Below are 25,655 nucleotides of genomic sequence, written 5' to 3'. Positions count from 1 at the left end.
GTGAGGGTCAGCGCGCGCTGCGTTTCGTGCTGCGGCGGTCCAGCAGTGCCGTCTTGGCGTCCACGACGGTGCAGAAGTGCGCCCACGCTTCCATCAACTCGCGTCGCTTCTCCAGCATTGTGCCCCGCTGGTAGGCGGCAACCACCTTGTCGTCGATGGTGTGGGCGAGCGCGGCCTCGGCAACGGCATCAGGAAAGCGGGTCTGCTCCGCTACCCAAGTGCGGAAGGTCGAGCGGAAGCCATGTGGCGTGGCATCAAGCGTCATGCGCCGCAACACCATCGCCATTGCCATGTTGGACAGCGGGCGCGCGTCGCGCTGGCCAGGGAACACCAGATCGTTTGGGCTGGTGCCGGTGCGAATCGCGGCCATTTTGCGCAGCAGGGCGATGGCGGGCGTGCTCAGAGGGACGCGGTGTTCAGAACCGGCCTTCATGCGATTGGCTGGGATGGTCCAGACTTTTGCTTTAATGTCGATTTCGCCCCAGCGCGCGCCCAGCACCTCGGAAGAGCGTGCGGCCGTCAGGATGCAGAACTCAAGCGCACGGGCTCCCATGCCGTCCTGAGCCTGGAGCTTCGGCCAGAAAGCCGGCATCTCAGGATAAGGGAGGGCAGGATGGTGCTCTACTCGTGCCACCGCCGCCTTGGCGGGCAAAATCAGGTCAAGGTGCCCTTTCCAGCGGGCCGGGTTCTCGCCGGTTCGATGGCCCCGGACCTTGGCATAGTCGAGAACCGCTTCGATCCGGCCGCGCACGCGGCTGGCGGTTTCGGTCTTGGTGGTCCAGATCGCTTCCAGCACCTTCAGCACGAGCGTGGTGTCGATCTCGGCAACAGGAAGGTCACCCAGCACTGGATAGGCATAGGCTGCTAATGTGCTTTCCCATTGGGCCGCGTGCTTGTCGTTGGACCATCCAGGTCGATTCGCCTTGATGTAAGCTTCAGCGCACTCGCGGAAGCTGGTCAACCGGACGGCGGCGAGACGTTGCTTGGCCTCCTGTTGGGCCTTCGCCTCTAATGGATCGATTCCCTCAGCAAGCAGTCCCCGCTTCTTCTGCGCCTCGTCGCGAGCCTTGGCGAGCGTCACCGTCTTGGCGGAGCCCAGCCCCATCTCGCGCCGCCGGCCGGCGAAGCCGTAGCGGAAAATCCACGTTTTCGCGCCGGTCGCGGTCACCTGGAGGTACAGACCGTTGCCATCGGCAAACATGCCCGGCACCTTAACCGTCGCGACCTTGCGGGCCGTGAGCCCGGCAGCCGTCTTCGGCAATTTCCCCTCCATAACAACGAGTTACGCTGTGGTTGGTGGGTGCGGTGGCTTTTTGGTGGGTAGGGTTTTGGTGGGTAGAAGCCCGGCTTCGGCCCTGGTCCGGCACCCTGCCTATCGTGCACCCACCACATTACCCACCATCCTACAGCGGATTGCGGTGGTTGGCGGTGGACGCATATGGATAAGGGGGAGATGCAAAAGCCTTATCTTTCAAGGCTTTTATGGATCGCCGTGGACGGCTGTGGAAAGCCGGATGGCGGATGGGGTGGGATTCGAACCCACGGTGGGGTTGCCCCCACGCCAGTTTTCAAGACTGGAGCCTTAAACCGCTCGGCCACCCATCCAATCAGCGTTTTCAAGGGCTTACCCTTGAACGCCTGGGGATCAAGTTTACCCTTGTCCCCTTACTCCCCCAATAACCGACGTCGGTTGCCGGCGCACCGCTTGGTCGCGGTCGGAAGCGGGGGGAACATGCCGTGTCATACGTCGTCGGTCAACTCGCTTTTGATGCCCGTCGCGGCGGAAATACGTTGCTTCGAGGCGGACGGCTCACATGCGGATCGGGCGGCCCAGGTTCGAGAGCCGCTTCGTCGGTTTCGGCGGCGTCGGGGCGTCGGAAAAATCGGGTAGGCTGGAGGCACGGCTGATGACCTTGCGGATCATGGCGCCGGTCGCTTCCAGATCCTCGATCACCGTGGCCGACACGCGGCCCGCGTAATGCGGGCGGTCCAGCTTGCTGCGCATCTCCTCGATGATCTTCAACTCCGGTTCGAACAGGTCGCGCGCGCCGATGGGAAGCGCCTGATCGTCCCGCATCCGTTCGAAGTAGTTCCGTGTGGCGCGGGCCAGCAGGCCGGTCAGCAACAGGTCGATCCGCTCGAACTCCGTGCGCAGGTCGGCCAGCTTGGCCGTGTTGACGGTCGTCAGGCGCTCTTCCGTCAAGGCGACGAGGGCGCGCACCTCCTCCACCTTCCGGCGGAAGCCGAGGAAGGAGGAGAAACGGTCCTCCTCGATGTCCCGCTGCGCGCGCTCTCCCAGGGCGACCGCCTCACCGGCCTGCTGCTCGATGGCCGTCAGCAACTCTTCGATCGCTCTGCGCCCGCTGTCCTGTCCCCAGACCATCGTTTTGCCGCCTCTCCCCGCGGATGGACGCTTGCTCGGTTTCCGAGTCGGCCTTGAGGATGCGTGAAAAAATTTAAGAAATGTCTGATCCGTCGCGCAGGTGGAGAAGGACGGGCGTGTGGTCGGACGCCTTTTCCGCACCGCGCGGGCGGCGGTCGATGCGGCACTCCACCAGACGGTCGGCGGCTTGCGGGGACAGCAGGAAGTGATCGATGCGCAACCCCAGGTCGCGCGGCCAGCAGCCCGCCTGATAATCCCAGAAGGTGTAGGCGTGGTCGTCGTCGTGAAGGGCGCGGTAGGCTTCGGTCAGGCCCAGATTCAACAGGGCACGGAACTTCGCCCGCGATTCGGGCTGGAACAGGGCGTCGCCGGCGAAGGCCACCGGGTCGAAGACGTCGCGCGGCTCCGGAATGATGTTGTAGTCGCCGCCCAGAACGAAGGGGATCTCCTGCGCCAGCAGGCCGCGGGCGTGGGCGTGCAGCCGGTCCATCCAGCGGAGCTTGTAGGCGAATTTCTCCGTCCCGAGCGGATTGCCGTTGGGCAGATAGAGCGAGGCGATGCGCACGCCGGCCACCGTGGCCTCGACATAGCGGGCCTGCTCGTCCTCCGGCTCGCCGGGCAGGCGGGTCAGCACGTCCTCGTGCGGCGCCTTGGAGAGGAACGCCACGCCGTTGTAGGATTTCTGCCCCACCGGCGTGACGTGATAGCCCAACTCCTCGAAGGCGGCGCGGGGAAAGGCCGCGGTCTCGCACTTGATCTCCTGGAGAAGCGCGACGTCCGGGGACTCCGCGCGCAGCCAGTCGGTGATCAGCGGAAGGCGGGCCTTCGCCGAATTGACGTTCCAGGTGGCGATCTTCACGTCGTGTTCTTCTTGTTCGGCAAAGGCCGGGGGAAAAAGGAACCGTCAAGCGGCGAAGGAGTTGCCGCAGCCGCAGGAGGCCGTGGCGTTCGGATTCTTGATCTGGAAGGCGGCCCCCATCAGGTCCTCGACATAGTCGAGGGTGGAGCCGGCGAGCAGGTCCAGCGAGACGTCGTCGGTGACGACCTTCACGCCGTTCTTCTCGAAGACATGGTCGTCCTCGTTCGCCGTGGCGTCGAAGGCGAAGCCGTACTGAAAGCCGGAGCAGCCGCCGCCCGACACGGTCAGGCGCAGCATCAGGGCCGGGTCGCCCTCGTGCTCGATCAGGAAGGCGACGCGCTTGGCGGCGCTGTCGGACACGGTCAGAACGCGCGCACCCTCTTGCGCGGTGGCGGGAAGGGCGGTGTCGGGCATGGGACGGACCTCGGAGTTTCGCGGGACAGACGACACGATGACGAATGTAAGGGTGTGTCCGCCTTTCGTCAAAGGCATGTCCGGCGATCTCATGCCTGACCTGCGGTTTGCCTGGAGGCGGCTGCCGGATGTCTCGGCGGGTCTCCGCCTTCGCCGTTGCACAGCGCGGTTTGCGTCGGTAGTGTCCGCGCCATGACGGCGGACTTCTCCCAGGATCGCCCGGCGCCCTATGGCTGCGACCCCGCACACGCGCGCGGCCGGCTGTTCCCGGAGCCGGAAAGCCCGACGCGCTCGTGCTTCCAGCGCGACCGCGACCGCATCGTGCATTCCGGCGGCTTCCGCAAGCTGAAATACAAGACGCAGGTCTTCGTGTATCACGAGGGCGACTATTTCCGCACGCGCCTGACCCACAGCCTGGAGGTGGCGCAGATCGCCCGTTCGATCAGCCGTGCGCTCGGGCTGAACGAGGATCTGGCGGAGGCGGTGGCGCTCGCCCACGATCTCGGCCACACCCCCTTCGGCCACGCCGGCGAGGACGCGCTGAACGCCTGCATGGCGCCCTACGGCGGCTTCGCCCACAACGACCAGACGCTGCGCATCCTGACGATGCTGGAGCGGCGCTACGCCGATTTCGACGGGCTGAACCTGACCTGGGAAGCGCTGGAGGGCGTGGTCAAGCACAACGGCCCGCTGCTGCCTCTCCGTGACGGTGAAACGCTGCCGACGACGCTGGCCGCCTTCCAGGAGCGCTGGGACCTGGAGCTTCACACCAACCCGGGCGCCGAGGCGCAGGTGGCGGCGCTGGCCGACGACATCGCATACAACAACCACGACATCGACGACGGGCTGCGCGCCGGCCTGTTCACGGTGGACGAGGTGGCGGAGCTGCCGCTGGTCGGCCCGGTGGTGCGACAGGTCTGCGACCGCTATCCGGGGCTGGAGCGGTCCCGCCTGATCCACGAGACGATCCGGCGGATGATCAACAACATGATCGTCGACCTGCTGGCCGAGACGCGGGAGCGGCTGGACCGCCACCGTCCGGGCAGCGCCGCCGAACTGCGCGCCCTGCCGGAAGCGGTGGTCAGCTTCTCCCCGGCGATGGTCGAGGCGCAGCGGCCCTTGCGCGCCTTCCTGAAACAGCGCATGTACCGCCATTACCGGGTGAACCGGGAGATGAGCAAGTGCAAGCGGGTGGTCACCGCCCTGTTCGACCTGTTCATGGCCGAACCGAACACCCTGCCGACGCAATGGCAGGAGGATGTCGTGAAGCAGGGCGGGCAGGCGGACCGGACGGTGCTGGCGCGGTTGGTCGCCGACTACATCGCCGGGATGACCGACCGCTACGCGCTCGCCGAATACGCCCGCCTGTTCGACATGGACGCCAAGACCTGAACGGCCAGACCTGAACGGCCCAGACAGAACGGCTAAGACCCAGCCAGCCCAGACCTAAAGCAAGAATTGAAACGATGAACATCTTCAAGGTCTTCGAGAACGACATCCGCAAGCTGCTGGACGAGCTGGCCGCCGAGGGCCAGATCCCGGCGGGGCTCGACACCGCGCGCCTGACGGTGGAGCCGCCGCGCGAGGCGGCGCACGGCGACCTGTCGACCAACGCGGCGATGATCCTGGCCAAGCCGGCGGGCAAGCCGCCCCGCGCGCTGGCCGAGCTGTTGGTGGCGAAGCTGAAGACCCGCCCCGACGTGGCGAGCGCCGAGATCGCCGGTCCGGGCTTCGTGAACCTGCGCCTGACGGCCGATGTCTGGCGCGACCGCATCCGCGACGTGCTGACCACCGGCACCGCCTATGGCGAGAGCACGCTGGGCGGTCAGCGCCCGGTGAACGTCGAATACGTGTCGGCCAACCCCACCGGCCCGCTGCACGCGGCCCATGGCCGCGGCGCCGTCTTCGGCGACGCGCTGGCCGCGCTGCTCGAGAAGGCCGGCTACGCCGTCGCCCGTGAATATTACATCAACGACGCCGGCGCCCAGGTCGACGTGCTGGGCCGCTCCACCTTCCTGCGCTACCGCGAGGCGCTGGGCGAGGACATCGGCGAGATTCCGGCGGGCCTCTATCCGGGCGAGTATCTGAAGGAGGTCGGGCAGGCCCTGGCCGAGCGCGACGGCAACAAGTGGGTCGGGGCGGACGAGGCCGACTGGCTGCCGGCCTGCCGCGACTTCGCCATCGCCACGATCATGGAATGGATCAAGGAGGACCTCGGCGTCCTCGGCGTCCACATGGACGTCTACAGCTCCGAGCGCGCGCTCGTGAAGGCCGGGGCGGTGGACACGGCGCTGAAGGCGCTGGAGGACCGCGGCCTGATCTATGTCGGCGTGCTGGAGCCGCCGAAGGGCAAGAAGCCCGACGACTGGGAGCCGCGCCCGCAGACCCTGTTCAAGTCCACCGACTTCGGCGATGACGTCGACCGCCCGCTGAAGAAGTCGGACGGGTCCTTCACCTACTTCTCCAACGACATCGCCTATCACTACGACAAGCACCGCCGCGGCTTCGACCTGCAGATCGACGTGTGGGGCGCCGACCATGGCGGCTACGTCAAGCGCATGCAGGCGGCGACCACGGCGATCACCGAGGGCAAGGCGTCGCTGGACGTGAAGCTGTGCCAGCTCGTCCATCTGATGAAGAACGGCGAGCCGGTGAAGATGTCCAAGCGCGCCGGCACCTTCGTGACGCTGCGCGACGTGATCGAGGAGGTCGGCCGCGACGTCGTTCGCTTCATCATGCTGACCCGCCGCAACGACCAGACGCTGGACTTCGACTTTGCCAAGGTCGTCGAGCAGTCGAAGGACAACCCGGTCTTCTACGTGCAGTACGCCCACGCCCGCTGCCGCTCGGTCCTGCGCCACGCCGCGACGGCGCTGCCGGGGGCCGACCTGTCGCTGGCGGCCCTGGCCGCCAAGGCCAACCTCGCCCGTCTCGACAGCGAGGAGGAGATGGCGCTGGCCAAGCGCATGGCGACCTGGCCGCGCCTGGTCGAGTCCGCCGCCGAGGCGCATGAGCCGCACCGCGTGGCCTTCTACCTGTACGACCTCGCCAGCGACTTCCACGCGCTGTGGAACAAGGGCCGCGACGACACCAGCCTGCGCTTCCTGATCGACGGCGACGAGGAGGTGACGGTGGCCCGTCTGGCGCTGGTCAGCGCGGTCGCCACGGTGATCGCCTCCGGCCTCGCCGTGATGGGCGTCGAGCCGGTGGAGGAAATGCGGTCATGAGGTACGAGGGCGATGTCAACCACGCCAGCGATCCCTACGGCACGCCGCCGCAGCGGGGAGGTCGGCGCGGTCTGCTCGGCCTCGGTCTGGCCGTGGTCGGCATCGTTGCCTTCGCCGGCGCGATCGTCGTGGTCTACAGCGGCAAGGGGCAGAGCACGCCGGACGGCGGTCCGCCGCTGCTGATGGCCGACAGCGCGCCGACCAAGGCCCGTCCGGAGCAGCCCGGCGGCATGGAAGTGCCGCACCAGGACAAGCTGGTCTACGAGCGGCTGAACGACCGCGGGTCGAAATCGCAGATCGAGCGCCTGCTGCCGCCGCCGGAGGAGCCGCTGCCGCGGCCGGTCGTGGCCCCCCAGGTGCCGCCGTCGCCGACCCTGCCGGAGGCGCCCGCGGTGGCCCAGCTGCCGCCGCCCCCGCCGGGCTCCACCACCACGGTGCCGCGCCAGGACGGGGAGGGGGCCGCGCCCCCGCCGCCGGCCGCTTCTCCGGCCCCGCCGCCCGCTGTCGCCGCGCTTCCGGCCCCGGCACCGGCGGCCCCGGCACCGGCGGCCCCGGCCCCCAAGGCGGCCCCGCCGCCCGCGGCCAAGCCGGTGCCGGCTCCGCCGCAGGCCCAGACGCCGCCCCAGGCTCCGCCGGCCGCGGCGCCCAAGCCGCAGCCCGCGCCGCCGGTGGCCGCCGCCCCGGCTCCGCAACCGGCGCCCGCTCCGGCCAAGGCGTCGGGCGGTGGGAACTGGCGCGTCCAGCTTGCCGCGGTGCGCAGCGAGGCCGAGGCCTCGACGGAATGGAAGCGCCTGACCAGCCGCTACGGCGCGGCGCTCGGCGGTCTGTCCATGCAGGTGGCCAAGGCCGATCTGGGCGAGAAGGGCATCTTCTACCGCATCCAGGGCGTCGGCCTCGACGAGGAGCGCGCCAAGTCGGTCTGCGCCCAGCTCAAGTCCCAGAATGTGGGGTGTGTGGTTGTCCGTCCCTGATCCGGTTCTGCCGAACGCCCGAAACGCGTCCGGACCCCATCGTGCGGTGGTGTTCGGCGCCGCCGGCACCGCCTTGACCGCGGACGAGCGCGCCTTCTTCCGCGACGCCGATCCGCTGGGCTTCATCCTGTTCCGGCGCAACTGCGACACGCCGGAGCAGGTCCGCGCGCTGGTGGCGGAGATGCGCGCGGCGGTGGGCCGCGCCGACGCCCCCGTGCTGATCGACCAGGAGGGGGGACGGGTCGCCCGCATGCGCCCGCCGCACTGGCCGGCCTTTCCGGCGATGCGCGCCTTCGGCGATCTCGCCGCCCGCGACATCGCCGCCGGGCGGGAGGCCGCCCGGATCAACGCCCGGCTGCTGGCGCTGATGCTGGCCGATTGCGGCGTGACGGTGGATTGCGCCCCGGTCTGCGACGTGCCGGTGGAGGGCGCCCACGACATCATCGGCGACCGCGCCTTCTGCGGCGATCCGGCCCGCGTGGCCGATCTGGCGCGGGCGACCTGCGAGGGGCTGATGGCCGGCGGCGTGCTGCCGGTGGTCAAGCATCTGCCCGGCCATGGCCGGGCCTTTACCGACAGCCACGCAGAGCTGCCGGTGGTGGACGCCCCGCGCGCGGCGCTGGAGGCCACCGACTTCGCGCCTTTCCGCGCCCTGGCCGACATGCCGCTGGGCATGGTCGCCCATGTGGTGCTGAAGGCCATCGATCCGGACCAGCCCGCCAGCACGTCGGCAATCGTGGTGCGCGACGTCGTGCGCGGCGCCCCCATCGGCTTCGGCGGGCTGCTGTTCAGCGACGACCTGTCGATGGGCGCGCTGGCCGGCGGCATGCGCGGCCGCGCGGAAGCGGTCCTGGTGGCCGGGCTGGACGTCGTGCTCCATTGCAACGGCGCGATGGAGGAGATGGTGGCGGTGGCCGAGGGCGTCCCGGCGATGAGCGGGGAGGCCGTCCGACGCTGGGCGCGGGCGGAGGCGCTGCGCGGGCCGGCGCAGCCGGTGGACGCCGACGACCTGCGGGCGCGTCTGGCGGAATTGCTGGGAACTCCCCAGGTTTAGAGCCATGCTCAGGCTTCCCCGGCGACTCCGGGGGGCGCAACGGGAGAGATGCGCGTGCTGGAAGGTCTTATCGACCGCATACCGATGATCTTTGCGGTCGCCATCCCCGCGATCCTCGCCATCACGATGCACGAGGCGGCGCACGGCTTCGTGGCGATGTGGCGCGGCGACGACACGGCGTGGCGGCTGGGCCGGGTGACCCTGAACCCGATCCGCCACATCGACCCCCTGGGCACGGTGGTTCTGCCGGCGGTGATGTACTTCACCACCGGCTTCGTCTTCGGCTGGGCCAAGCCGGTCCCGGTGAATTTCGGGCGTCTGCACCACCCGCGCCGCGACATGGTGTGGGTGGCGCTGGCCGGGCCGGGGGTGAATTTCGTCCTGGCGCTGGTCTCCGCGATCATCTGGGGCTTCACCAGCCCGCAGGGCGGGGCGACTGAGCTGTGGGTCCGCGCCGCGCTTGAGGTGTCGGTCCTCGTCAACGTCGTGCTGATGGTCTTCAACATGATCCCGCTGCCGCCGCTTGACGGCGGGCGCGTGGCGGTCGGCATCCTGCCCGACGCGCTGGCCTTCCCCCTGGCCCGGCTGGAGAAGTACGGCATGCTGATCCTGATCGGCGCCTTCTTCCTGCTGCCCTTCATCGGGCGGGAGCTTGGCATGGACCTCAGCGTCTTCTCCTGGGTCCTCGGCCCGCCGGTCGATTACATGATCGAGCTGATCCGCATCCTCAGCGGCAACTGACGGCATGGTCGGCAGGAATCTCCCGGATCACGAGGACGAGGCCCCCGAGGCCGTCACCCCGGCGGAACAGCTCGTCCTCGTCCTGGACGGGTTCGAAGGGCCGCTCGACATGCTGCTGGCGCTGGGGCGCGAGCAGAAGGTGGACCTGACGAAGATCTCCATCCTCCAGCTCGCCGACCAGTATCTCGCCTTCATCGCCGAGGCGCGGAAGGTGCGGCTGGAGCTGGCGGCGGACTATCTCGTCATGGCGGCGTGGCTGGCCTACCTGAAGTCCCGCCTGCTGATCCCGGAGGTCGAGGACGAGGAGCCCTCGGGCGAGGACATGGCGGCGGCGCTGGCCTTCCAGCTCCAGCGGCTGGAGGCGATGAAGGGGGCGGCGGCCAAACTGTTCGCCCGCCCGCAGCTCGGGGTGGACCGCTTCGCCCGCGGCGCTCCGGAGGACCTCGACATCCTGCGCAAGTCGGTCTTCCAGGTGACGCTCTACGACCTGCTGAAGGCCTACGGCGAGCACAAGAAGCGGCAGGAGGGCGGCGTCCTGCACATCGAGCCGGTGCGCCTCTATTCACTGGAGGACGCGGTGCGCCGCCTGTCCGAGCTGCTGGGCCGCATGCCGGACTGGGCCACCCTGTCGAGTTTCCTGCCGGACGGCGTGCGCGGCGGGCTGCTGACCCGCTCGGCGCTGGCCGCCCATTTCGCGGCGACGCTGGAGCTGGCCAAGGCGGGCCGTGTGGAGCTTCGCCAGGACGGTGCCTTTTCCCCCATCTACGTCCGCCGGGCATCGCGCCGGCATGAGCAGGGCGACGAGGAATGAGCGGACCCGACGGCATGATCCAGGAAATCGAGAATCCGGAGGAGGTCGAGCAGCGGTTGCGCGATCTGCGCCTGCTGGAAGCTTTGCTGTTCGCCTCAGCAGACCCGCTGGACGAGGAGACGCTGGGAAGGCGGCTGACCCGCGACGCCGACGTGCGGGCGCTGCTGGAGGAACTGCGCGTCCATTACGCGGCGCGCGGGGTGAACCTGATCCGCACCGGCGCCGGCTGGTCCTTCCGCACGGCGGTGGACCTCGCCCCGCTGCTGCGGCCGGAGGAGGAGGTTTCCAAGAAGCTGTCCCGCGCCGCCATCGAGACGCTGGCGATCATCGCCTACCACCAGCCGGTGACCCGCGCGGAGATCGAGGCGATCCGCGGCGTGGCGACCAGCAAGGGCACGCTGGACATCCTGATGGAGAACGGCTGGATCCGGCCGGGCCGCCGCCGCGAGACGCCGGGGCGCCCGCTGACCTGGATCACCACCGACCATTTCCTCGACCATTTCGGCCTGGAGACGCTGCGCGACCTACCGGGCGTCGAGGATCTGCGCGCCGCCGGCCTGCTCGATTCGCGGCCGGTGCTGCTGGGCATCGGCGGGGCCGGGCTGGAGGACGCGGAACCATCGGAAAACACTGACGATTCCGATACCTGAGCGAAACGCTCGAAAATAAGAACCATTTGCATCAGGGTCGGCGCACCGGTACTAAGGTCAATCGACCGCCATCAAACGACCCCCGGGCCGCTTCAGACTGGGACCGCCATGGATCGTCCGTCCGTCACCGACGCCCGTTCTTTCTCCGCGACCGGAGACGCCGTTTCCGAACCCCGGCCGGCCGGCCTGCGCACCGCGCTGCGCGACAAGGCGTCGGCCCTGTTCGGCCGTGGGACCGACCCGCGGCAGGGCGCCCCCTGCGAGGCCGCGCCCGTGACGCTCCCGACCAACGGGCGGCATCTCGACGCCTTCGGTCCGCAGGGCGGCGGCGCTGCCATCGCGGTGGAGGCCCTGGCGCTGGACGCCGTCACCCACCGCTACGGGCGCGTCGTCGCCGTCGACGACGTCAGCGTGACCATCGGGGCGGGGGAGATCGTCTGCCTGTGCGGTCCGTCGGGCTGCGGCAAGTCCTCGCTGTTGCGCATCGCCGCGGGGCTGGAGCCGGTGCAGACCGGCTCCGTCCGGATCGGTGGCACGGTGGTGGCGGACGAGCGCGGCGCGGTGCCGCCGGAACGCCGCGGTGTCGGCCTCGTCTTCCAGGATTACGCGCTGTTCCCGCACCTGTCGGTGCTCGACAACGTGCGCTTCGGCCTGACCGCCCTGTCCGGCGAGGCGCAGCGCAAGCGCGCGCTGGAGACGCTGGGGCAGGTCGGCATGGCCGGCTACGCCGATTCCTTCCCGCACCACCTCTCCGGCGGACAGCAGCAGCGCGTGGCGCTCGCCCGCGCGCTCGCCCCCAACCCGGCGGTGCTGCTCCTCGACGAGCCCTTCTCGGGCCTGGACGCCCGGCTGCGCGAGCAGGTGCGCGATGAGACGCTGCATGTGCTGAAGCAGAACGGCGCGGCCACCATGCTGGTCACCCACGACCCGGAGGAGGCCATGTTCCTGGCCGACCGCATCGCGCTGATGCGCGCCGGCAAGGTCGTTCAGGTCGGCAACCCGGTGGACCTCTACACCCGCCCGGTCAACGCCTTCGCCGCCGAGTTCTTCGGCGAGGTCAACCGGTTGGCGGGCGTCGTGCAGGGTGGGGCGGTGGACACGCCGGTCGGCCCGATCCCCACGGAGATCGCCGACGGCACCGCCGTCGACGTGCTGATCCGCCCGGAGGCGCTGAAGCTGTCCGCCCAGCCCGCCGCCACGGTTCCCGCCGGCGACCTGCCGGTCCTGGCGCGGGTGATGGCGGCGCGCCTGCTCGGCCGCACCAGCCTCGTCCACCTCGACGTGCCGGACGGGAAGGGCGGGTCTGTGCATCTGCACTCCCGCATGCCCGGCCAGTTCCTGCCCCCCGAACAAAGTCACGTTTCGGTGTGCATGGACCTGTGTCAGGCCTTCGTTTTTCCAGCCGGTGCACCCACTTAAGTCGTTTGAGCGGTTTCACCCGACCGATCGTTGCGGGAGGGGAACCTTTCTGCCATAGTGCCGCCCCGCCATTGGGCTGCCTGTTCAGGAAACGTGTGTCATGGGATTCTCCAGCGTCTGGCATTGGGTCATCGTCCTTCTGATCGTCCTGCTCCTGTTCGGCGCCGGCAAGCTGCCGAAGGTCATGGGCGACCTCGCCAAGGGCATCAAGAACTTCAAGGCCGGCCTGAAGGACGAGGAAGAGGGTGCTGCTCCCGGCGCCGACTCCAAGGTCCTGCCGAACCAGCCCGTCCCGCCGGCCCAGCCGGTGTCCTCGGTCCATCCGGTTCCGCCCGCCCCGGTTCCGCCCGCTGCCGACCCCGGCGTGAAGAAGGACGAGACGGCCCGCACCTGACCGTCCGGCGCCGCCCATCCCCGCGCCGCTTCGAAAGGCTGAGGAGCCATGTTCGACATCGCATGGTCGGAACTGATGGTCATCGCGGTCATCGCCCTCGTGGTGATCGGCCCGAAGGACCTGCCCAAGGCCATCTACACCCTGGGAAAATGGGTGAAGAAGGCGCGCCTCGTCGCGCGCGACTTTCAGGGCCACATCGACGACATGATGCGCGAGGCGGAGCTCGACGAGCTCCGCAAGGAAGCCCTGAAGGTCCGCGACACGAACCTCCAGAAGATGGTCGAGAACACGATCGATCCGAAGGGGGAGCTGAAGGGCGCCTTCGATGTGGCGGCCGACATCGGGGCCAACGGCGGCCATCCCGGCAGCCCGCCGGAAGACGGCCCGGCCTCGACGGTCGTTTCCCCGGTGCCGCCCGTCGGCTCGCCGCAGGTGACGGCGGCCCAGCCGCAGCCGGCGACCGAGCCTCCGGTCACGGCCCCGCTTCCTCCGGCCCCGCCCGCGGAGTTCGTCCCGGCCCCGGCCCAGCCGCCGGTCCCGGCCTCCGCCGACTCCGCTGCGGCGGCAACCACGAACAAGCAGGCGTGACCCAGTGTCCGGCGAAACGCGCATGACCGGCGATACCGACGACGAGCTCGAAGAAAGCAAGATGCCGCTGATCGACCATCTGGTCGAGCTGCGCAACCGGCTGATGTACGCAACGCTGGCGATCATCGTCGCCTTCTTCGTCTGCTACGCCTTCTCGGACCGCATCTACAACTTCCTCGTCCAGCCCCTGGCCGACATCCTGGCCGGGCAGGGGCGGCGGATGATCTACACCGGCCTGACCGAAGCCTTCTTCACCTATGTGAAGGTGGCCTTCTGGGCCGGCTGCTTCCTGTCCTTCCCCATCGTCGCCAGCCAGATCTGGATGTTCGTCGCGCCCGGCCTCTACAAGCACGAGCGCAAGGCCTTCCTGCCCTTCCTGGTGGCCACCCCCATCCTGTTCTTCCTGGGCGGGGCGATGGTCTACTACTTCATCTTCCCGCTGGCCTGGCGCTTCTTCCTGGGGTTCGAGTTCCACCCGGGCATGGACGCCAGCGCTTTGCCGATCGAGTTCGAGGCCCGCGTCAGCGAGTATCTCGGCCTCGTGATGCACCTCATCTTCGCCTTCGGTCTGGCCTTCCAGCTTCCGGTCCTGCTGACCCTGCTGATCCGCGCCGGGCTGCTGACGACCGAGACCCTGGCCGCCAAGCGGCGCTACGCCATCGTCTTCGTCTTCATCGTCGCGGCGATCCTGACCCCGCCGGACGTCATCAGCCAGGTCGGCCTCGCCATCCCGCTGCTGGCGCTCTACGAGGTGTCGATCCTGATCGGCCGCCGCATCGAGAAGACGCGCGGCGACGCCGACGAGACGGAAGCGGAGCAGGCGTAAGGCCCCTTGCGCCTTACGCCGTCGCTTCGTCGACCATCACCTGATTGCGGCCGTTCCGCTTGGCCCGGTAGAGGGCCAGGTCGGCGGCCGCCAGCGCCGCGTCGAGGTCCTCGCCGCTGCGGCAGGCGGCGATGCCGATGCTGACGCTGGCGGCGATCTCGTGGCCCTGGAAGGGCAGCGGCCGCGCCGCCACGTCGCGGCGCAGCGCCTCCGCCAGCGTTGCCGCCCCGGTGCGGTCGGTGTCGGGAAGCAGCAGGCAGAATTCCTCCCCGCCATAGCGTCCGAACAGGTCGGTGCGGCGCAGCCGTGCCGTGACCGTCTCGGAGAAGAGGCGGAGAAGCGCGTCCCCGGCCAGATGGCCGAAGGTGTCGTTGACCCGCTTGAAGCGGTCGAGATCGAGCAGCAGCAGGGTCAGCGGCGCCCCGTTGCGTTGCGCCCGCAACAACTCCCGCTCGGCGTGCTTCAGGAAGGCACGGCGGTTGTAGGCGCCGGTCAGCGGGTCAATGGTGCCGATGCGGTCCAGATCGGCCTGAAGCTTCTCGCTGGTCATGGCGAGGAAGCCGAAGCCCCAGCCGGTGACCGCCAGGATGGCCTCCAGGAACCCGGCGCTTTGCACAAAGTTGGGTGTCAGGATGCTGTCCAATGGCCCACCCCAGGCGGTCAGCACGGCGCGCCCGGCCACGAACAGAGCGTGGGCCAGGAAAACCAGGGCGGTGACCCGTTGCGCCCGCCGCGGCCGGTCCGCCGGCCCCGTCCACCACAGTTCCAGGGCCGCCAGCAGCGACAGGCCGGTGATTCCGGCGGACATGATCAGGACGCGCGCCGTCACGTCGTTGGTTGCCACCACGAACCACGCGATGCCCGCGGTCAAGACGGCGAGCAGCGCCGTCCCGAAGCGCCAGGGGATGGACCGTCCGGCGAAGCTGCGCACGCCGAACCAGTTCAGGATGTAGGTGGCGGCCACCAGGGCGTTGCTCAGCGGCACGACGGCGGCGGGCGGCCAGACCCCGTAGGCGGTGACCATGGCCATCCCGACGGTGCCGACCAGCGCTCCCCCGGCCCAATAGGCCAGCGCGGTGATGTGGCGGTGCGCCCTCCAGGTCAGGAAGGCGGCGATGGACAGCAGAACGCCGATGCCCACCAGGACGATGACGAGGGTGCGGGTGTCGAGGATCATGTCCGGAGTGGGGAGGGCAGCGGTCGATTCCGGGGTTCTGCACGCATTCGCGTTCCCGACGCCACCGATAAGTATAGGACACCAATCATTTCAGGGTCTTTCCCATCGGCGGGGCTCCGCCTCTGGACCTTCACCCGGCGGCGGACTATAACCAGCCTCCCACCCATTCCGTATCGCCGTGAGCCATGCACGACCTTCGCGCCATCCGTGAGAACCCCGAATCCTTCGACCGCGGCCTCGCCCGCCGGGGCCTTGAGCCGATGTCGCCGACGGTGCTGGACCTCGATTCCCGTCGCCGCGCCGCGCAGACCCAGCTGCAGGAGATGCAGGCGCGCCGCAACGAGGCGGCCAAGGAGATCGGCCTCGCCAAGCGGGAGGGCCGCGACGCCCAGCCGCTGATGGACGAGATGGCGCAGCTCAAGGAGCGGCTGCCCCAGGTCGAGGAGGAGGAGAAGGCGCTGGGCGCCGAGCTGGACGGGCTGCTCGCCTCCATCCCGAACCTGCCCGCCGATGACGTGCCGGAAGGGCCGGACGAGAGCGCCAACGTCGAGATCCGCCGTTGGGGCGAGCCCAAGGCCATCGCGGACGCCAAGCAGCATTTCGAGCTGGGCGAAGCGCTGGGCCTGATGGATTTCGAGGCGGCGTCGCGCATGTCCGGCGCCCGCTTCACGGTGCTGAAGGGCGGGCTGGCCCGGCTGGAGCGCGCGCTCGCCGACTTCATGCTGGACATCCACACCGGCGAGCACGGCTACACCGAGATCGCGCCGCCGCTGATGGTTCGCGACAACGCCCTGTTCGGCACCGGCCAGCTTCCGAAGTTCGAGGAGGACCTGTTCCGCACGGGCGATCACTATCTGATCCCGACCTCGGAAGTGCCGCTGACCAACCTCGTCAACGACCAGATCGTGGCGACGGAGGAGCTGCCCCACCGCTACACCGCGCTGACCCCCTGCTTCCGCGCCGAGGCCGGCTCGGCGGGGCGCGACACCCGCGGCATGATCCGCCAGCACCAGTTCTGGAAGGTGGAGATGGTCAGCGTCACCACCCCGGATCAGTCCGAGGCCGAGCACCAGCGCATGACCCAGTGCGCCGAGACCATCCTTCAGCGGCTGGGGTTGCCCTACCGCGTGGTGACGCTGTGCACCGGCGACATGGGCTTCTCCGCGCGCAAGACCTACGACATCGAGGTCTGGCTGCCCGGCCAGAACATGTACCGCGAGATTTCGAGCTGCTCGAACTGCGGCGACTTCCAGGCCCGCCGCATGAAGGCGCGCTGCCGTCCGAAGGGCGAGAAGCAGACGCAGTTCGTCCACACGCTGAACGGCTCGGGCGTGGCGGTCGGGCGCTGCCTGATCGCGGTGCTGGAGAATTACCAGCAGCCCGACGGCTCCATCCTGGTTCCCGAAGCGCTCCGGCCCTACATGCGCGGGCTGGAAAGGATCACCGCCTGATGTTTGATCACCCGCTCGACCTGTCGAACGCCCGCATCCTCGTCACCAACGACGACGGCATCCACGCGCCGGGCCTGAAGGTTCTGGAGGCCATCGCCCGCTCCCTCTCCGACGACGTTTGGGTGGTGGCTCCGGAGATGGAGCAGTCGGCGGCCAGCCACTCGCTGACCATCAACCGGCCGCTGCGCCTGCGCCAGCTGGACGAGCGGCGCTACACGGTGGACGGCACGCCGACCGACTGCGTCCTGCTGGCCGTCAACCACATCATGAAGGACGCCCGTCCGACGCTGGTCCTGTCCGGCGTCAACCAGGGCTCCAACATCGGCGAGGACGTGACCTATTCGGGCACCATCGCGGCGGCCATGGAGGCGACCCTGCTGGGCGTCCCGGCCATCGCGCTCAGCCAGCATTACGAGAACCGTGCCCAGATCGACTGGTCGGCGGCGGAGCGCTGGGGGGCGGAGGTCATCCGCAAGGCCGTCTCCACGCCCTGGCCGAAATACGTCCTGCTCAACGTGAACTTCCCCGCCTGTCCGGCGGATCGGGTCACCGGCATCCAGGTCGTCCGCCACGGCAAGCGCAAAATCGGCGACGAGCTGGTGGAGCGTGTCGATCCGCGCGGCAAGCCCTATATCTGGATCGGGACGCTGCGCGGCGAGGCCGACGTGGCGCCCGACACCGACATCCATGTGGTCTTCCACGGCGGTATTTCGGTAACGCCGGTCTATCTGGACCTGACGCACACGCCGACGCTCCAGACCCTGCGGCACGCGTTCGAGTGACATCGTTTCCGAGGTGAATGGGTAGGATGTGACGGTCGAGGCACGCAAGATCCGGCTTTTGATGGCGTTGCGCCGCAACGGCGTGACCGACACCCGGGTTCTGGCCGCGATCGAGCGGATCCCGCGCGAGCGCTTCGTCCCCGACCCCTTCCAGGATCAGGCGTGGGAGGACACGGCGCTTCCCATCGACCTCGGCCAGACCATCAGCCAGCCGCTGATCGTGGCGCTGATGACCCAGGCGCTGGAGCTGGGGGAGCGGCAGACGGTGCTGGAGATCGGCACCGGCTCCGGCTATCAGGCGGCTGTTTTGTCGCGGCTGTGCCGGCGGGTCTACACCGTCGAGCGGCTGCGCCCGCTGCTGACCGAGGCGGAGGCGCGATTCCAGGCGCTGCGCCTGAACAACATCACGACCCGCCACGGCGACGGGACGAAGGGCTGGCCCGAACAGGCGCCGTTCGAGCGCATACTGGTCACGGCCGCCGGAGGCCCCGATGCGCCAAAGGACTTGACGGATCAGCTCGCCGTTGGTGGTGTCATGGTCATCCCGCTGGGGGGCGACTACCGCGGCCAGCGGGTCGTCCGCATCCGGCGGACCGAAACCGGTCTTACACGGGAGGACTTGTGGCCCGTCCGCTTCGTACCGTTGCTGTCCGACCCTCCGTCTCCGCCAGGAGCGGAATAGCCGGCCCGTTCGGCGTGCCATTCGGCGTGACAGGACGCGCCCTCGTCGCGGCGCTGGCGGTGATCCCGCTGCTCGCCGCCTGCCAGCAGCGCACCGGCGATCTGGCGCCCGTCACCTCGGTGTCCAACACCCCGGATTCGATCGGAGGCGCCGTCATCGTGCAGCGCGGGGACTCCGCCTATTCGCTGTCGCGGCGCTACAACGTGCCGCTGCGCGACCTGCTGGAGGTCAACCACCTGTCGCCGCCCTACCAGTTGCAGGTCGGGCAGCGCCTTGTCCTGCCGGTGTCGCGCCAGTACATCGTGCAGCGCGGCGACACGCTCTATGGCATCTCCCGCATGTTCAGCGCGGACATGAGCGAGCTGACCCGCCTCAACGGCCTGACCGCGCCCTACGCGGTGCAGGCCGGACAGCCGCTGCGTCTGCCGGGCGGCCCGGGCGGCGGTGGCGACGCGCCGGGCGGCACCGCGGTGGCCCAGGCGCCGTCCTCCAGCGCGGGAGCGGCCGTTGGCGGCGTGGTCGCCTCGGCGCCGGTCAAGCAGGTGTCGCGCGGCTCCATCCAGGCGGCGGAACTGCCGCCTCCGGGTGCCTCCGCGCCGGCGCCGGTGGAAAGGGCGCCGGTGGAGTCCCCGTCACAGACCGCCACCGTCCTCGCCCCGGTGCCCGGCTCCAAGCCGGCCGTCGCGCCGGAGGTGGCGGCCGGAGCGCCCGTCTATCAGCCTGGGCAGGCCCCGACCTCGCTGCGCCCGCCCGGTCAGAAGCCCGCCGTTCCCGAACCGGCACCCGCGCCGCGCGTCGTCGAGGCCGCTCCGGTCCCGCCTCCGCCGCCGGCACCCGCCCAGGAGGTGGCCGCCGCTCCGCCCCCACCCCCGCCGAAGGCGGTCGAGGAGGCGACGCCGCAGCGCGCCACCGGGCGGCTGCTCTGGCCGGTGAAGGGGAAGGTGATCTCGACCTTCGGGCCGAAGCCGGACGGTCTGCACAACGACGGCCTGAACATCGCCGCTGCCAAGGGAACGACGGTGGTCGCCGCCGACAACGGCATCGTCGCCTATGCCGGCAACGAACTGCGCGGCTTCGGCAACCTGCTGCTGGTGAAGCATTCGGACGGCTTCATCACCGCCTACGCCCATCTCGACCGCATCGACGTCGAGCGGGGCGTGGCGGTGAAACGCGGGCAGGCCATCGGCACGGTCGGCCAGACCGGATCGGTGACGAGCCCGCAGCTTCACTTCGAACTGCGCAAGGGCAGCCAGGCGGTCGATCCGCGCGACCGCATGGAGCCGCGGGTCAGCGAAGGGGCTTCTCCAGACGGCCAGCCAGGTCCTGGATGAACTGCCAGGCCACCCGGCCGGAGCGGCTGCCGCGGGTCACCGACCATTCCACGGCCTCGGCCCGCAGCTGCTCCGCCGGGATGTCCAGCCCGAAGCGGGCGGCGTAGCCCTCGATCATCGCGAAGTAGGTCGGCTGGTCGCAGTTGTGGAAGCCCAGCCACAGGCCGAAGCGGTCGGACAGCGACACCTTCTCCTCGACCGCCTCCGCCGGGTTGATGGCGGTGGAGCGTTCGTTCTCGATCATGTCGCGCGGCATCAGGTGGCGGCGGTTCGAGGTGGCGTAGAACACCACATTTTCCGGGCGCCCCTCGATCCCGCCCTCCAGAACGGCCTTGAGCGACTTGTAGTGCGCGTCGTCATGGTCGAAGGACAGGTCGTCGCAGAACAGGATGAAGCGGCGCGGCTCGTCCTTCAGCCGGGCGAGCAGGCGGGGCAGGGTGGGGATGTCCTCGCGATGGATCTCCACCAGCGCCAGCGTGCCGGGATGGTCCTGCGCCACCGCGGCGTGCACCGACTTGACCAGCGAGCTTTTGCCCATGCCGCGCGATCCCCAGAGCAGGGCGTTGTTGGCGGGCAGACCGGTGGCGAAGCGGGTGGTGTTGTCCAGCAGGATGTCGCGCTGGCGCTCGACGCCACGCAGCAGGTCGATCTCAACCCGGTTGACGGTGGGCACCGGCTCCAGCCGGTCGGGATCGGCGTGCCAGACGAAGGCGTCGGCGCCGCCGAGGTCGAGCCGGCCCGGCGGCGGCGGGGCGAGCCGTTCCAGGGCCTCGGCGATGCGGGTGAGGAGGGGCAGCAGCTGGGCGTCCGACATGGTGTTCCTTCGCAGGCGTTTCTTCCGGTTTCGTTGCGCCGACCCTAACCCGCCGGTGCGCCGCCGGACAAGGCGCCGCGCTTGCGGGGGAGGGGTGCGCGCCGCTAAGGTGCGTGCAACGCGAACCGAGGGCCGGCCATGCACGCAGAACGTTCCGCCGATCTCCCCAACCCGGCGGGGAGCGCCGAACACGTCCTGAGGCGGCTGGAGGAGACGCCCCTTCGCGCGGACCCCTTCCCGCATCTGGTGGTGCCGGACGCCCTGCCGGCGGACCTCTACGCGCGCGCCGTCGCCCAATGGCCGCGGTTCGAGGCGCTGGCCCTCCTGCAAATGGACACGCTTCCCCAGCGCTATCAGATGGTGCTGAGCGACCGCAACCTGAGGGACATGGAGCCGGAGGCCGGTGCGGTCTGGCGGGAGGTCCGCGATTCCCTGTTCGGGCCGGAGACGCTGAAGCGCCTCGCCCCGCGCTTCCCCTCGCTCGCCGCCAAGCTGGAGACCCCCGTGGCGGCCCGGCCGGCGACGGTCTACGCGCGGCTGGTCGAGGACCATGCGGGCCACGCCATGCTGCCCCACACCGACGTGTTCGGCACCTTCCTGTCCATGCTGCTCTACATGCCGGCGGACGGCGGCCGCCCCGATCTCGGGACGGCGCTGTACCGGCCCCGCGACGCGTCCTTCACCGCCAACGCCGGGCGCTCGACGGAGCGGTTCCCGCGCGAGGATTTCGAACTGGCCGGCACCGCGCCCTTCCTGCCGAACCATCTGCTGGCCTACGCGCCGTCCGACCGTTCCTTCCACGGCGTGGAGCCGGTCGTGGCGCCCTGCACGCGCCGCTTCCTGCTTCTCTTTGCCGTGATGGACAGCCGCGGCCCTTGAAGCCCGGCGGGCGTACCCCTATTCCATTGCATCGACGGCCCGGACCGTTATAGTCGCCGCGTCCGCGAGCGCCCGCTGCGCCTTCGGAACCAAACCACAGGGAGCCTCCAGATGTTCGTTTCGACGGCCTATGCACAGACCGCCGCGCCCGCCGCCGGTGGGGCCGACATGATCGTGCAGTTCCTGCCGCTGATCCTGATCTTCGTCGTCTTCTATTTCCTGCTGATCCGTCCGCAGCAGAAGAAGATGAAGGAACACAAGGGCATGCTGGAGGCCATCCGTCGCGGCGACCGCGTGGTGACCGGCGGCGGCATCATCGGCACCGTCACCAAGGTCGGGCCGGAGGACGAGCTTCAGGTCGAGATCGCCGAGAACGTCCGCGTCCGCGTCATGCGCTCCACCGTGAATCTCGTGCTGTCGAAGTCCGAGCCGGCCAAGAGCGCCGACGATAAGGCTGAAGAAAAGGTTGCGGACCGCAAGTAACGCGGTTCTCCGGTAGCGAACGGGACTGGTTTACGAATGCTGTATTTTCCGCGCTGGAAGATTTTTCTGATCGTCGCGATCTGCGTGCTCGGGACCATCCTCACGCTGCCGAATTTTTTCAGCCGCGAGACGTTGTCGGCCCTGCCGAGCTGGTACGCGCACAGCCGGGTCAATCTCGGCCTCGATCTGCGCGGCGGGTCTCACCTGCTGCTCGAAGTGGACATGGGCGCGGTCATCCGTGACCGCGTCGAAGGTCTGGTCGATTCGGCGCGCACCCAGCTCCGCAACGACAATGTCGGCTACACGGCGATCAACCCGGGCGACCGCGGCATCACCGTGCAGCTCCGCGATCCGGCGCAGGCCGACACGGCGGTGCGGGCGCTGCGCCAGCTCGCCAACACCATCGGCGGCGGACCGCTCGGCGGCGGCCAGCCCGACCTGGAGGTCACCGCCAACGGAGGCAGCGTCACCGCCCGGCTGAGCGAGATCGCGCTGCGCGAGCGCGCCACCCAGGCCATCGAACAGTCCATCGAGATCGTGCGCCGCCGCATCGACGAGACCGGAGTCAACGAGCCGACCATCGCCCGCCAGGGCGCCGACCGCATCCTCGTCCAGCTTCCCGGCGTCGAGGACCCCGACCGCGTGAAGCGGCTGCTCGGCACCACCGCGAAGATGACCTTCCGCCTGGTTGACATGAACGCCGACCCGAGCGCCGGCCGCGCCCCTCCGGGCACCGACATTCTGCCCTCGGCCGAAGGCGGGCGGGCGCAGAGCGCCTACGTCATCCGCAAGAAGGTCGAGGTGGACGGCGCCAACCTGACCAACGCCACCGCGGGCAGCAACCCGCAGACCGGCGAGTGGGTGGTCAATTTCGAATTCGACAGCATCGGCGCCCGCCGCTTCGCCGATGTGACCCGCGCCAACGTCGGCCGGCCCTTCGCCATCGTGCTCGACAACAAGGTCATCAGCGCGCCGGTGATCCGCGAGCCGATCACCGGCGGACGCGGCCAGATCAGCGGAAGCTTCACCGCCGCCGACGCCAACGACCTCGCCGTCCTGCTGCGCGCCGGCGCGCTTCCGGCCCCGCTGAAGGTGATCGAGGAGCGCACGGTCGGCCCCGACCTCGGCGCCGATTCGATCCGCGCCGGCCTGATGTCGGTGGGCATCGGCTTCGTGCTGGTCTGCGCCTACATGATCGCCGCCTACGGCCTGTTCGGGGCCTTCGCCTGCTTCGCCCTGCTGGTCAACACCGTCCTGACGCTGGCCGCGCTGTCCTTGCTCCAGGCGACTCTGACGCTGCCGGGCATCGCCGGCGTCCTGCTGTCGCTCGGTCTGGCGGTCGACGCCAACATCCTGATCAACGAGCGCATCCGCGAGGAAACGAAGAAGGGCCGCGGCGTCTTCGGCTCGGTCGAGGCCGGCTTCAGCCGCGCCTACTCCACCATCGTGGACGCCAACCTGACCACCGCCATCAAGATGGCCATCCTGTTCGTGCTGGGCACCGGCGCGATCAAGGGCTTCGCCGTCACCATCACCTTCGGCATCCTGATTTCGCTGTTCACGGCCACCGTGCTCGTGCGTCTCATGATGGTCAGTTGGCTGCGCAAGACGCGGCCGGCCGCCCTGCCGGTGTAAGAGGTCATTCCCATGTTCCGGCTTCGTCTGGTCCCTGACAACACCAACATCCAGTTCATGCGCGGGCGACACGCCGGCCTGATCGTGTCGGCGTTCCTGTCGATCGCGTCGGTGGTGCTGTTCTTCTATCCCGGCCTGAACTACGGCATCGACTTCCGCGGCGGCATCGTCATCGAGGCGCGCACGCCGCAGGCCGCCGACTTCGCCTCGCTGCGCCACACGCTGACCCAGCTCAACATGGGCCAGGTGGCGTTGCAGGAGTTCGGCTCGCCCCAGGACGTGCTGATCCGGCTGGAGCGCCAGCCGGGCGACGACGCGGCCCAGCAGGTGGCCGCCGACAAGGTGAGGGCCACGCTCGCCCAGGAGATTCCCGGCACCACCGTGCGCCGCGTCGAGGCGGTCGGGGCCTCGGTCAGCGGCGAGCTGTTCTTCAACGGCATGCTGGCGCTCGGCCTCGCGCTGCTGGCGATGCTCGTCTACATCTGGTTCCGCTTCGAATGGCAGTTCGGCTTCGGCGCCATCGTGACGCTGCTGCTGGACGTGACGAAGGTGGTCGGCTTCTACGCGATCACAGGAATGCAGTTCAACCTGACGGCCATCGCCGCGATCCTGACGATCATGGGCTATTCGACCAACGACAAGGTCGTGGTTTATGACCGCATGCGCGAGAATCTGCGCATCTACAAGAAGATGCCGCTGCGCGAGCTGATCGACCGCTCGATCAACGAGACGCTGAACCGCACGCTGGGCACCTCCATGTCGACTCTGCTGTCGATCCTGCCGCTGGCTTTCTTCGGCGGCGAGGCGCTGCAGGACTTCGGCATCGTGCTGATCTTCGGCATTTTCCTGGCGACCTCCTCGTCCATCTTCATCGCCGCCCCCATCTTGCTGTTCCTGGGCGAGAACCGGCTGCGCCGCAACGCGCCGGCGGAAAACGCGGCGCCGGCCGCCAACCCGACGCCCTGATCGACCAAGCACGGACCGGCGAGAACAGGAAACGGACAAGAGATGGCGGACATCACGCCGATCATCCCGTCGGACCGGCAGGTCATCGACGGTTACGGGGAAGGGCAGTTCTGCGTGTCCGGGCAATGGCGCACCGGGGCGGTCGTGGTGCTTCCCGACCGCACGGAGCCCTGGCGCCCCCAGGACTTCGCCGCCCTGACGGCGGAGGACTTCGCCCCGGTCATCGAGGCGGAGCCGCGGGTGGAGTTCCTGCTGCTCGGCGCCGGCACCCGGATGCAGCTTCTGCCCAAGGCCCTGCGCCAGAGCCTGCGCGACGCCGGGCTGGTGGTCGAGGTGATGGACACCGGCGCCGCCTGCCGCACCTACAACGTCCTGCTGGCCGAAGGCCGGCGGGTGGGGGCGGCGCTGCTGCCGGTGTGATCCGGCTCGTGCGCTTCGCACCGAATGACCAAACGAAAAAAGGCCCCCGGATCGGGGGCCTTTTCCGTTCTGGCGATCCGATAAGGGATCAGGCCGGGGCCTTCGACAGGCGCTCGGCCACGAACTCCCAGTTCACCAGGCTCTCCAGGAACGCCTTCACGAAGTCCGCGCGGCGGTTCTGGTAGTCGACGTAGTAGGCGTGCTCCCACACGTCGGCGGTCAGCAGCGGGAAGTGGCCCTGGGCCAGCGGGGTGTCGGCGTTGGAGGTCTTGGTGACCTTCAGCTTGCCGCCGTCGATGTACAGCCACGCCCAGCCCGAGCCGAACTGGGTGATGGCGGCGTTCGAGAACTCTTCCTTGAACTTGTCGACGCTGCCGAAGTCGGCGATCAGGCGCTTCTCGAGCTCGCCCGGGATGGCGCCGCCACCGTTCTTCTTCATGCTCTGCCAGTAGAAGGTGTGGTTCCACACCTGACCGGCGTTGTTGAACAGGCCCTGCTTGGAGGCGTCGCCGTAGCTCTGCTTGATGACGTCTTCCAGGCTGGCGTCGGCCAGCGGGCTGTCCTTCGTCAGGTTGTTCAGGTTGGTGACGTAGGTCTGGTGGTGCTTGTCGTGGTGCAGGTGCAGCGTCTCCGACGACATGAACGGCTGCAGAGCATCATAGCCATACGGGAGCGGCGGCAGTTCGAACGCCATTGAG

Annotated in this window: 27 protein-coding genes and 1 tRNA gene; 20 read left to right on the top strand and 8 right to left on the bottom strand. The window is 69.0% G+C overall.

Annotation, left to right across the window (positions count from 1 at the left end; genetic code table 11):
• Positions 1 to 7: 7 nt before the first annotated feature.
• The 5 genes from D3869_RS16915 to erpA form a co-directional block, all read right to left on the bottom strand.
• On the bottom strand, positions 8 to 1,261 hold the full coding sequence (locus tag D3869_RS16915; protein WP_247895893.1) for a tyrosine-type recombinase/integrase: 1,254 nt from the start codon (positions 1,259 to 1,261) through the stop codon (positions 8 to 10).
• A gap of 254 nt (positions 1,262 to 1,515) precedes the next feature.
• A tRNA-Ser gene (locus D3869_RS16910) sits at positions 1,516 to 1,605 on the bottom strand.
• Between the two features lie 205 nt (positions 1,606 to 1,810).
• The gene (locus D3869_RS16905; RefSeq protein ID WP_137141125.1) at positions 1,811 to 2,383 is read right to left on the bottom strand and encodes a hypothetical protein; all 573 of its coding nucleotides are present in this window, start codon (positions 2,381 to 2,383) and stop codon (positions 1,811 to 1,813) included.
• 73 nt (positions 2,384 to 2,456) lie between these two features.
• Complete coding sequence (locus tag D3869_RS16900; protein WP_137141124.1) at positions 2,457 to 3,242, bottom strand: exodeoxyribonuclease III; 786 nt, start codon at positions 3,240 to 3,242, stop codon at positions 2,457 to 2,459.
• A gap of 45 nt (positions 3,243 to 3,287) precedes the next feature.
• Positions 3,288 to 3,656, bottom strand: coding sequence for an iron-sulfur cluster insertion protein ErpA (gene erpA, locus D3869_RS16895; protein ID WP_040134010.1), 369 nt, complete (start codon positions 3,654 to 3,656; stop codon positions 3,288 to 3,290).
• A gap of 192 nt (positions 3,657 to 3,848) precedes the next feature.
• Here erpA and D3869_RS16890 point away from each other — a divergent pair, with 192 nt between their 5' ends.
• The 11 genes from D3869_RS16890 to tatC all read left to right on the top strand — a co-directional run bounded on the left by D3869_RS16890 (position 3,849) and on the right by tatC (position 14,337).
• Positions 3,849 to 5,048 carry a deoxyguanosinetriphosphate triphosphohydrolase gene (locus D3869_RS16890; RefSeq protein WP_137141123.1) on the top strand — a complete coding sequence of 400 codons (1,200 nt, stop codon included), beginning with the start codon at positions 3,849 to 3,851 and terminating at the stop codon, positions 5,046 to 5,048.
• A gap of 74 nt (positions 5,049 to 5,122) precedes the next feature.
• On the top strand, positions 5,123 to 6,883 hold the full coding sequence (argS, locus tag D3869_RS16885; protein ID WP_137141122.1) for an arginine--tRNA ligase: 1,761 nt from the start codon (positions 5,123 to 5,125) through the stop codon (positions 6,881 to 6,883).
• Positions 6,880 to 7,854 (top strand): SPOR domain-containing protein, encoded by a 975-nt coding sequence (locus D3869_RS16880; RefSeq protein ID WP_137141121.1) that lies wholly within the window; start codon positions 6,880 to 6,882, stop codon positions 7,852 to 7,854. Before argS ends, D3869_RS16880 begins: the two co-directional genes overlap by 4 nt.
• Positions 7,826 to 8,908 carry a beta-N-acetylhexosaminidase gene (gene nagZ / locus D3869_RS16875; RefSeq protein WP_137141120.1) on the top strand — a complete coding sequence of 361 codons (1,083 nt, stop codon included), beginning with the start codon at positions 7,826 to 7,828 and terminating at the stop codon, positions 8,906 to 8,908. Before D3869_RS16880 ends, nagZ begins: the two co-directional genes overlap by 29 nt.
• 54 nt (positions 8,909 to 8,962) lie before the next feature.
• The gene (locus D3869_RS16870; protein WP_137141119.1) at positions 8,963 to 9,649 is read left to right on the top strand and encodes a site-2 protease family protein; all 687 of its coding nucleotides are present in this window, start codon (positions 8,963 to 8,965) and stop codon (positions 9,647 to 9,649) included.
• A 4-nt stretch (positions 9,650 to 9,653) separates the two neighbouring features.
• Positions 9,654 to 10,460 (top strand): segregation and condensation protein A, encoded by an 807-nt coding sequence (locus tag D3869_RS16865; protein ID WP_137141118.1) that lies wholly within the window; start codon positions 9,654 to 9,656, stop codon positions 10,458 to 10,460.
• A complete protein-coding gene (gene scpB / locus D3869_RS16860; protein ID WP_137141117.1) occupies positions 10,457 to 11,110 on the top strand; it encodes an SMC-Scp complex subunit ScpB in 654 nt (217 codons plus the stop codon). The genes D3869_RS16865 and scpB overlap by 4 nt, the downstream gene beginning before the upstream one ends.
• Before the next feature lie 108 nt (positions 11,111 to 11,218).
• A complete protein-coding gene (locus D3869_RS16855; RefSeq protein ID WP_137141116.1) occupies positions 11,219 to 12,529 on the top strand; it encodes an ABC transporter ATP-binding protein in 1,311 nt (436 codons plus the stop codon).
• A 100-nt stretch (positions 12,530 to 12,629) separates the two neighbouring features.
• Positions 12,630 to 12,923 carry a twin-arginine translocase TatA/TatE family subunit gene (locus D3869_RS16850; protein WP_137141115.1) on the top strand — a complete coding sequence of 98 codons (294 nt, stop codon included), beginning with the start codon at positions 12,630 to 12,632 and terminating at the stop codon, positions 12,921 to 12,923.
• A gap of 48 nt (positions 12,924 to 12,971) precedes the next feature.
• Complete coding sequence (gene tatB, locus D3869_RS16845; RefSeq protein WP_137141114.1) at positions 12,972 to 13,511, top strand: Sec-independent protein translocase protein TatB; 540 nt, start codon at positions 12,972 to 12,974, stop codon at positions 13,509 to 13,511.
• A gap of 22 nt (positions 13,512 to 13,533) precedes the next feature.
• Positions 13,534 to 14,337 carry a twin-arginine translocase subunit TatC gene (gene tatC, locus D3869_RS16840; protein ID WP_137141113.1) on the top strand — a complete coding sequence of 268 codons (804 nt, stop codon included), beginning with the start codon at positions 13,534 to 13,536 and terminating at the stop codon, positions 14,335 to 14,337.
• A gap of 13 nt (positions 14,338 to 14,350) precedes the next feature.
• Here the strand turns inward: tatC and D3869_RS16835 are convergent, their stop codons facing one another.
• A complete protein-coding gene (locus tag D3869_RS16835; protein WP_137141112.1) occupies positions 14,351 to 15,514 on the bottom strand; it encodes a GGDEF domain-containing protein in 1,164 nt (387 codons plus the stop codon).
• A gap of 185 nt (positions 15,515 to 15,699) precedes the next feature.
• Here D3869_RS16835 and serS point away from each other — a divergent pair, with 185 nt between their 5' ends.
• From serS to D3869_RS16815, 4 genes are read left to right on the top strand one after another with little or no spacing between them, the layout of a single operon-like run.
• A complete protein-coding gene (gene serS, locus D3869_RS16830) occupies positions 15,700 to 16,965 on the top strand; it encodes a serine--tRNA ligase (protein WP_137141111.1) in 1,266 nt (421 codons plus the stop codon).
• On the top strand, positions 16,965 to 17,747 hold the full coding sequence (gene surE, locus D3869_RS16825) for a 5'/3'-nucleotidase SurE (RefSeq protein WP_137141110.1): 783 nt from the start codon (positions 16,965 to 16,967) through the stop codon (positions 17,745 to 17,747). Before serS ends, surE begins: the two co-directional genes overlap by 1 nt.
• 28 nt (positions 17,748 to 17,775) lie before the next feature.
• Positions 17,776 to 18,429 (top strand): protein-L-isoaspartate(D-aspartate) O-methyltransferase, encoded by a 654-nt coding sequence (locus D3869_RS16820; protein WP_137141109.1) that lies wholly within the window; start codon positions 17,776 to 17,778, stop codon positions 18,427 to 18,429.
• 26 nt (positions 18,430 to 18,455) lie between these two features.
• Entirely contained in the window at positions 18,456 to 19,760 is a 1,305-nt protein-coding gene (locus D3869_RS16815; RefSeq protein ID WP_137141108.1) for a peptidoglycan DD-metalloendopeptidase family protein, read from the top strand.
• Here the strand turns inward: D3869_RS16815 and D3869_RS16810 are convergent.
• Positions 19,717 to 20,574, bottom strand: coding sequence for an ATP-binding protein (locus D3869_RS16810; protein ID WP_137141107.1), 858 nt, complete (start codon positions 20,572 to 20,574; stop codon positions 19,717 to 19,719). The two genes, D3869_RS16815 and D3869_RS16810, sit on opposite strands and share 44 nt — an antisense overlap.
• A gap of 138 nt (positions 20,575 to 20,712) precedes the next feature.
• On the opposite strand from D3869_RS16810, the gene D3869_RS16805 reads away from it, so the two are divergent.
• The 5 genes from D3869_RS16805 to D3869_RS16790 all read left to right on the top strand — a co-directional run bounded on the left by D3869_RS16805 (position 20,713) and on the right by D3869_RS16790 (position 24,957).
• A complete protein-coding gene (locus tag D3869_RS16805) occupies positions 20,713 to 21,453 on the top strand; it encodes a hypothetical protein (protein WP_137141106.1) in 741 nt (246 codons plus the stop codon).
• Between the two features lie 111 nt (positions 21,454 to 21,564).
• Positions 21,565 to 21,936: a preprotein translocase subunit YajC gene (gene yajC, locus D3869_RS16800; protein ID WP_137141105.1), complete on the top strand. Its 372-nt coding sequence runs from the start codon at positions 21,565 to 21,567 to the stop codon at positions 21,934 to 21,936.
• Between the two features lie 36 nt (positions 21,937 to 21,972).
• Positions 21,973 to 23,571, top strand: a complete 1,599-nt coding sequence (gene secD / locus D3869_RS33830) for a protein translocase subunit SecD (protein WP_247895892.1) — start codon at positions 21,973 to 21,975, stop codon at positions 23,569 to 23,571.
• A 12-nt stretch (positions 23,572 to 23,583) separates the two neighbouring features.
• Entirely contained in the window at positions 23,584 to 24,537 is a 954-nt protein-coding gene (gene secF / locus D3869_RS33825) for a protein translocase subunit SecF (protein WP_247888530.1), read from the top strand.
• Positions 24,538 to 24,579: 42 nt separating this feature from the next.
• A complete protein-coding gene (locus D3869_RS16790) occupies positions 24,580 to 24,957 on the top strand; it encodes an Mth938-like domain-containing protein (RefSeq protein WP_137141104.1) in 378 nt (125 codons plus the stop codon).
• An 88-nt stretch (positions 24,958 to 25,045) separates the two neighbouring features.
• Here the strand turns inward: D3869_RS16790 and D3869_RS16785 are convergent, their stop codons facing one another.
• Positions 25,046 to 25,651, bottom strand: coding sequence for a superoxide dismutase (locus D3869_RS16785; RefSeq protein ID WP_014197280.1), 606 nt, complete (start codon positions 25,649 to 25,651; stop codon positions 25,046 to 25,048).
• Positions 25,652 to 25,655: the final 4 nt, after the last annotated feature.

This window comes from Azospirillum brasilense, from assembly GCF_005222205.1.
GTDB classification, from domain to species: Bacteria; Pseudomonadota; Alphaproteobacteria; order Azospirillales; family Azospirillaceae; genus Azospirillum; species Azospirillum brasilense_G.
Note: the sequence above shows the minus strand (reverse complement) of the source record. Positions and strands in the feature narration are given on the sequence as shown.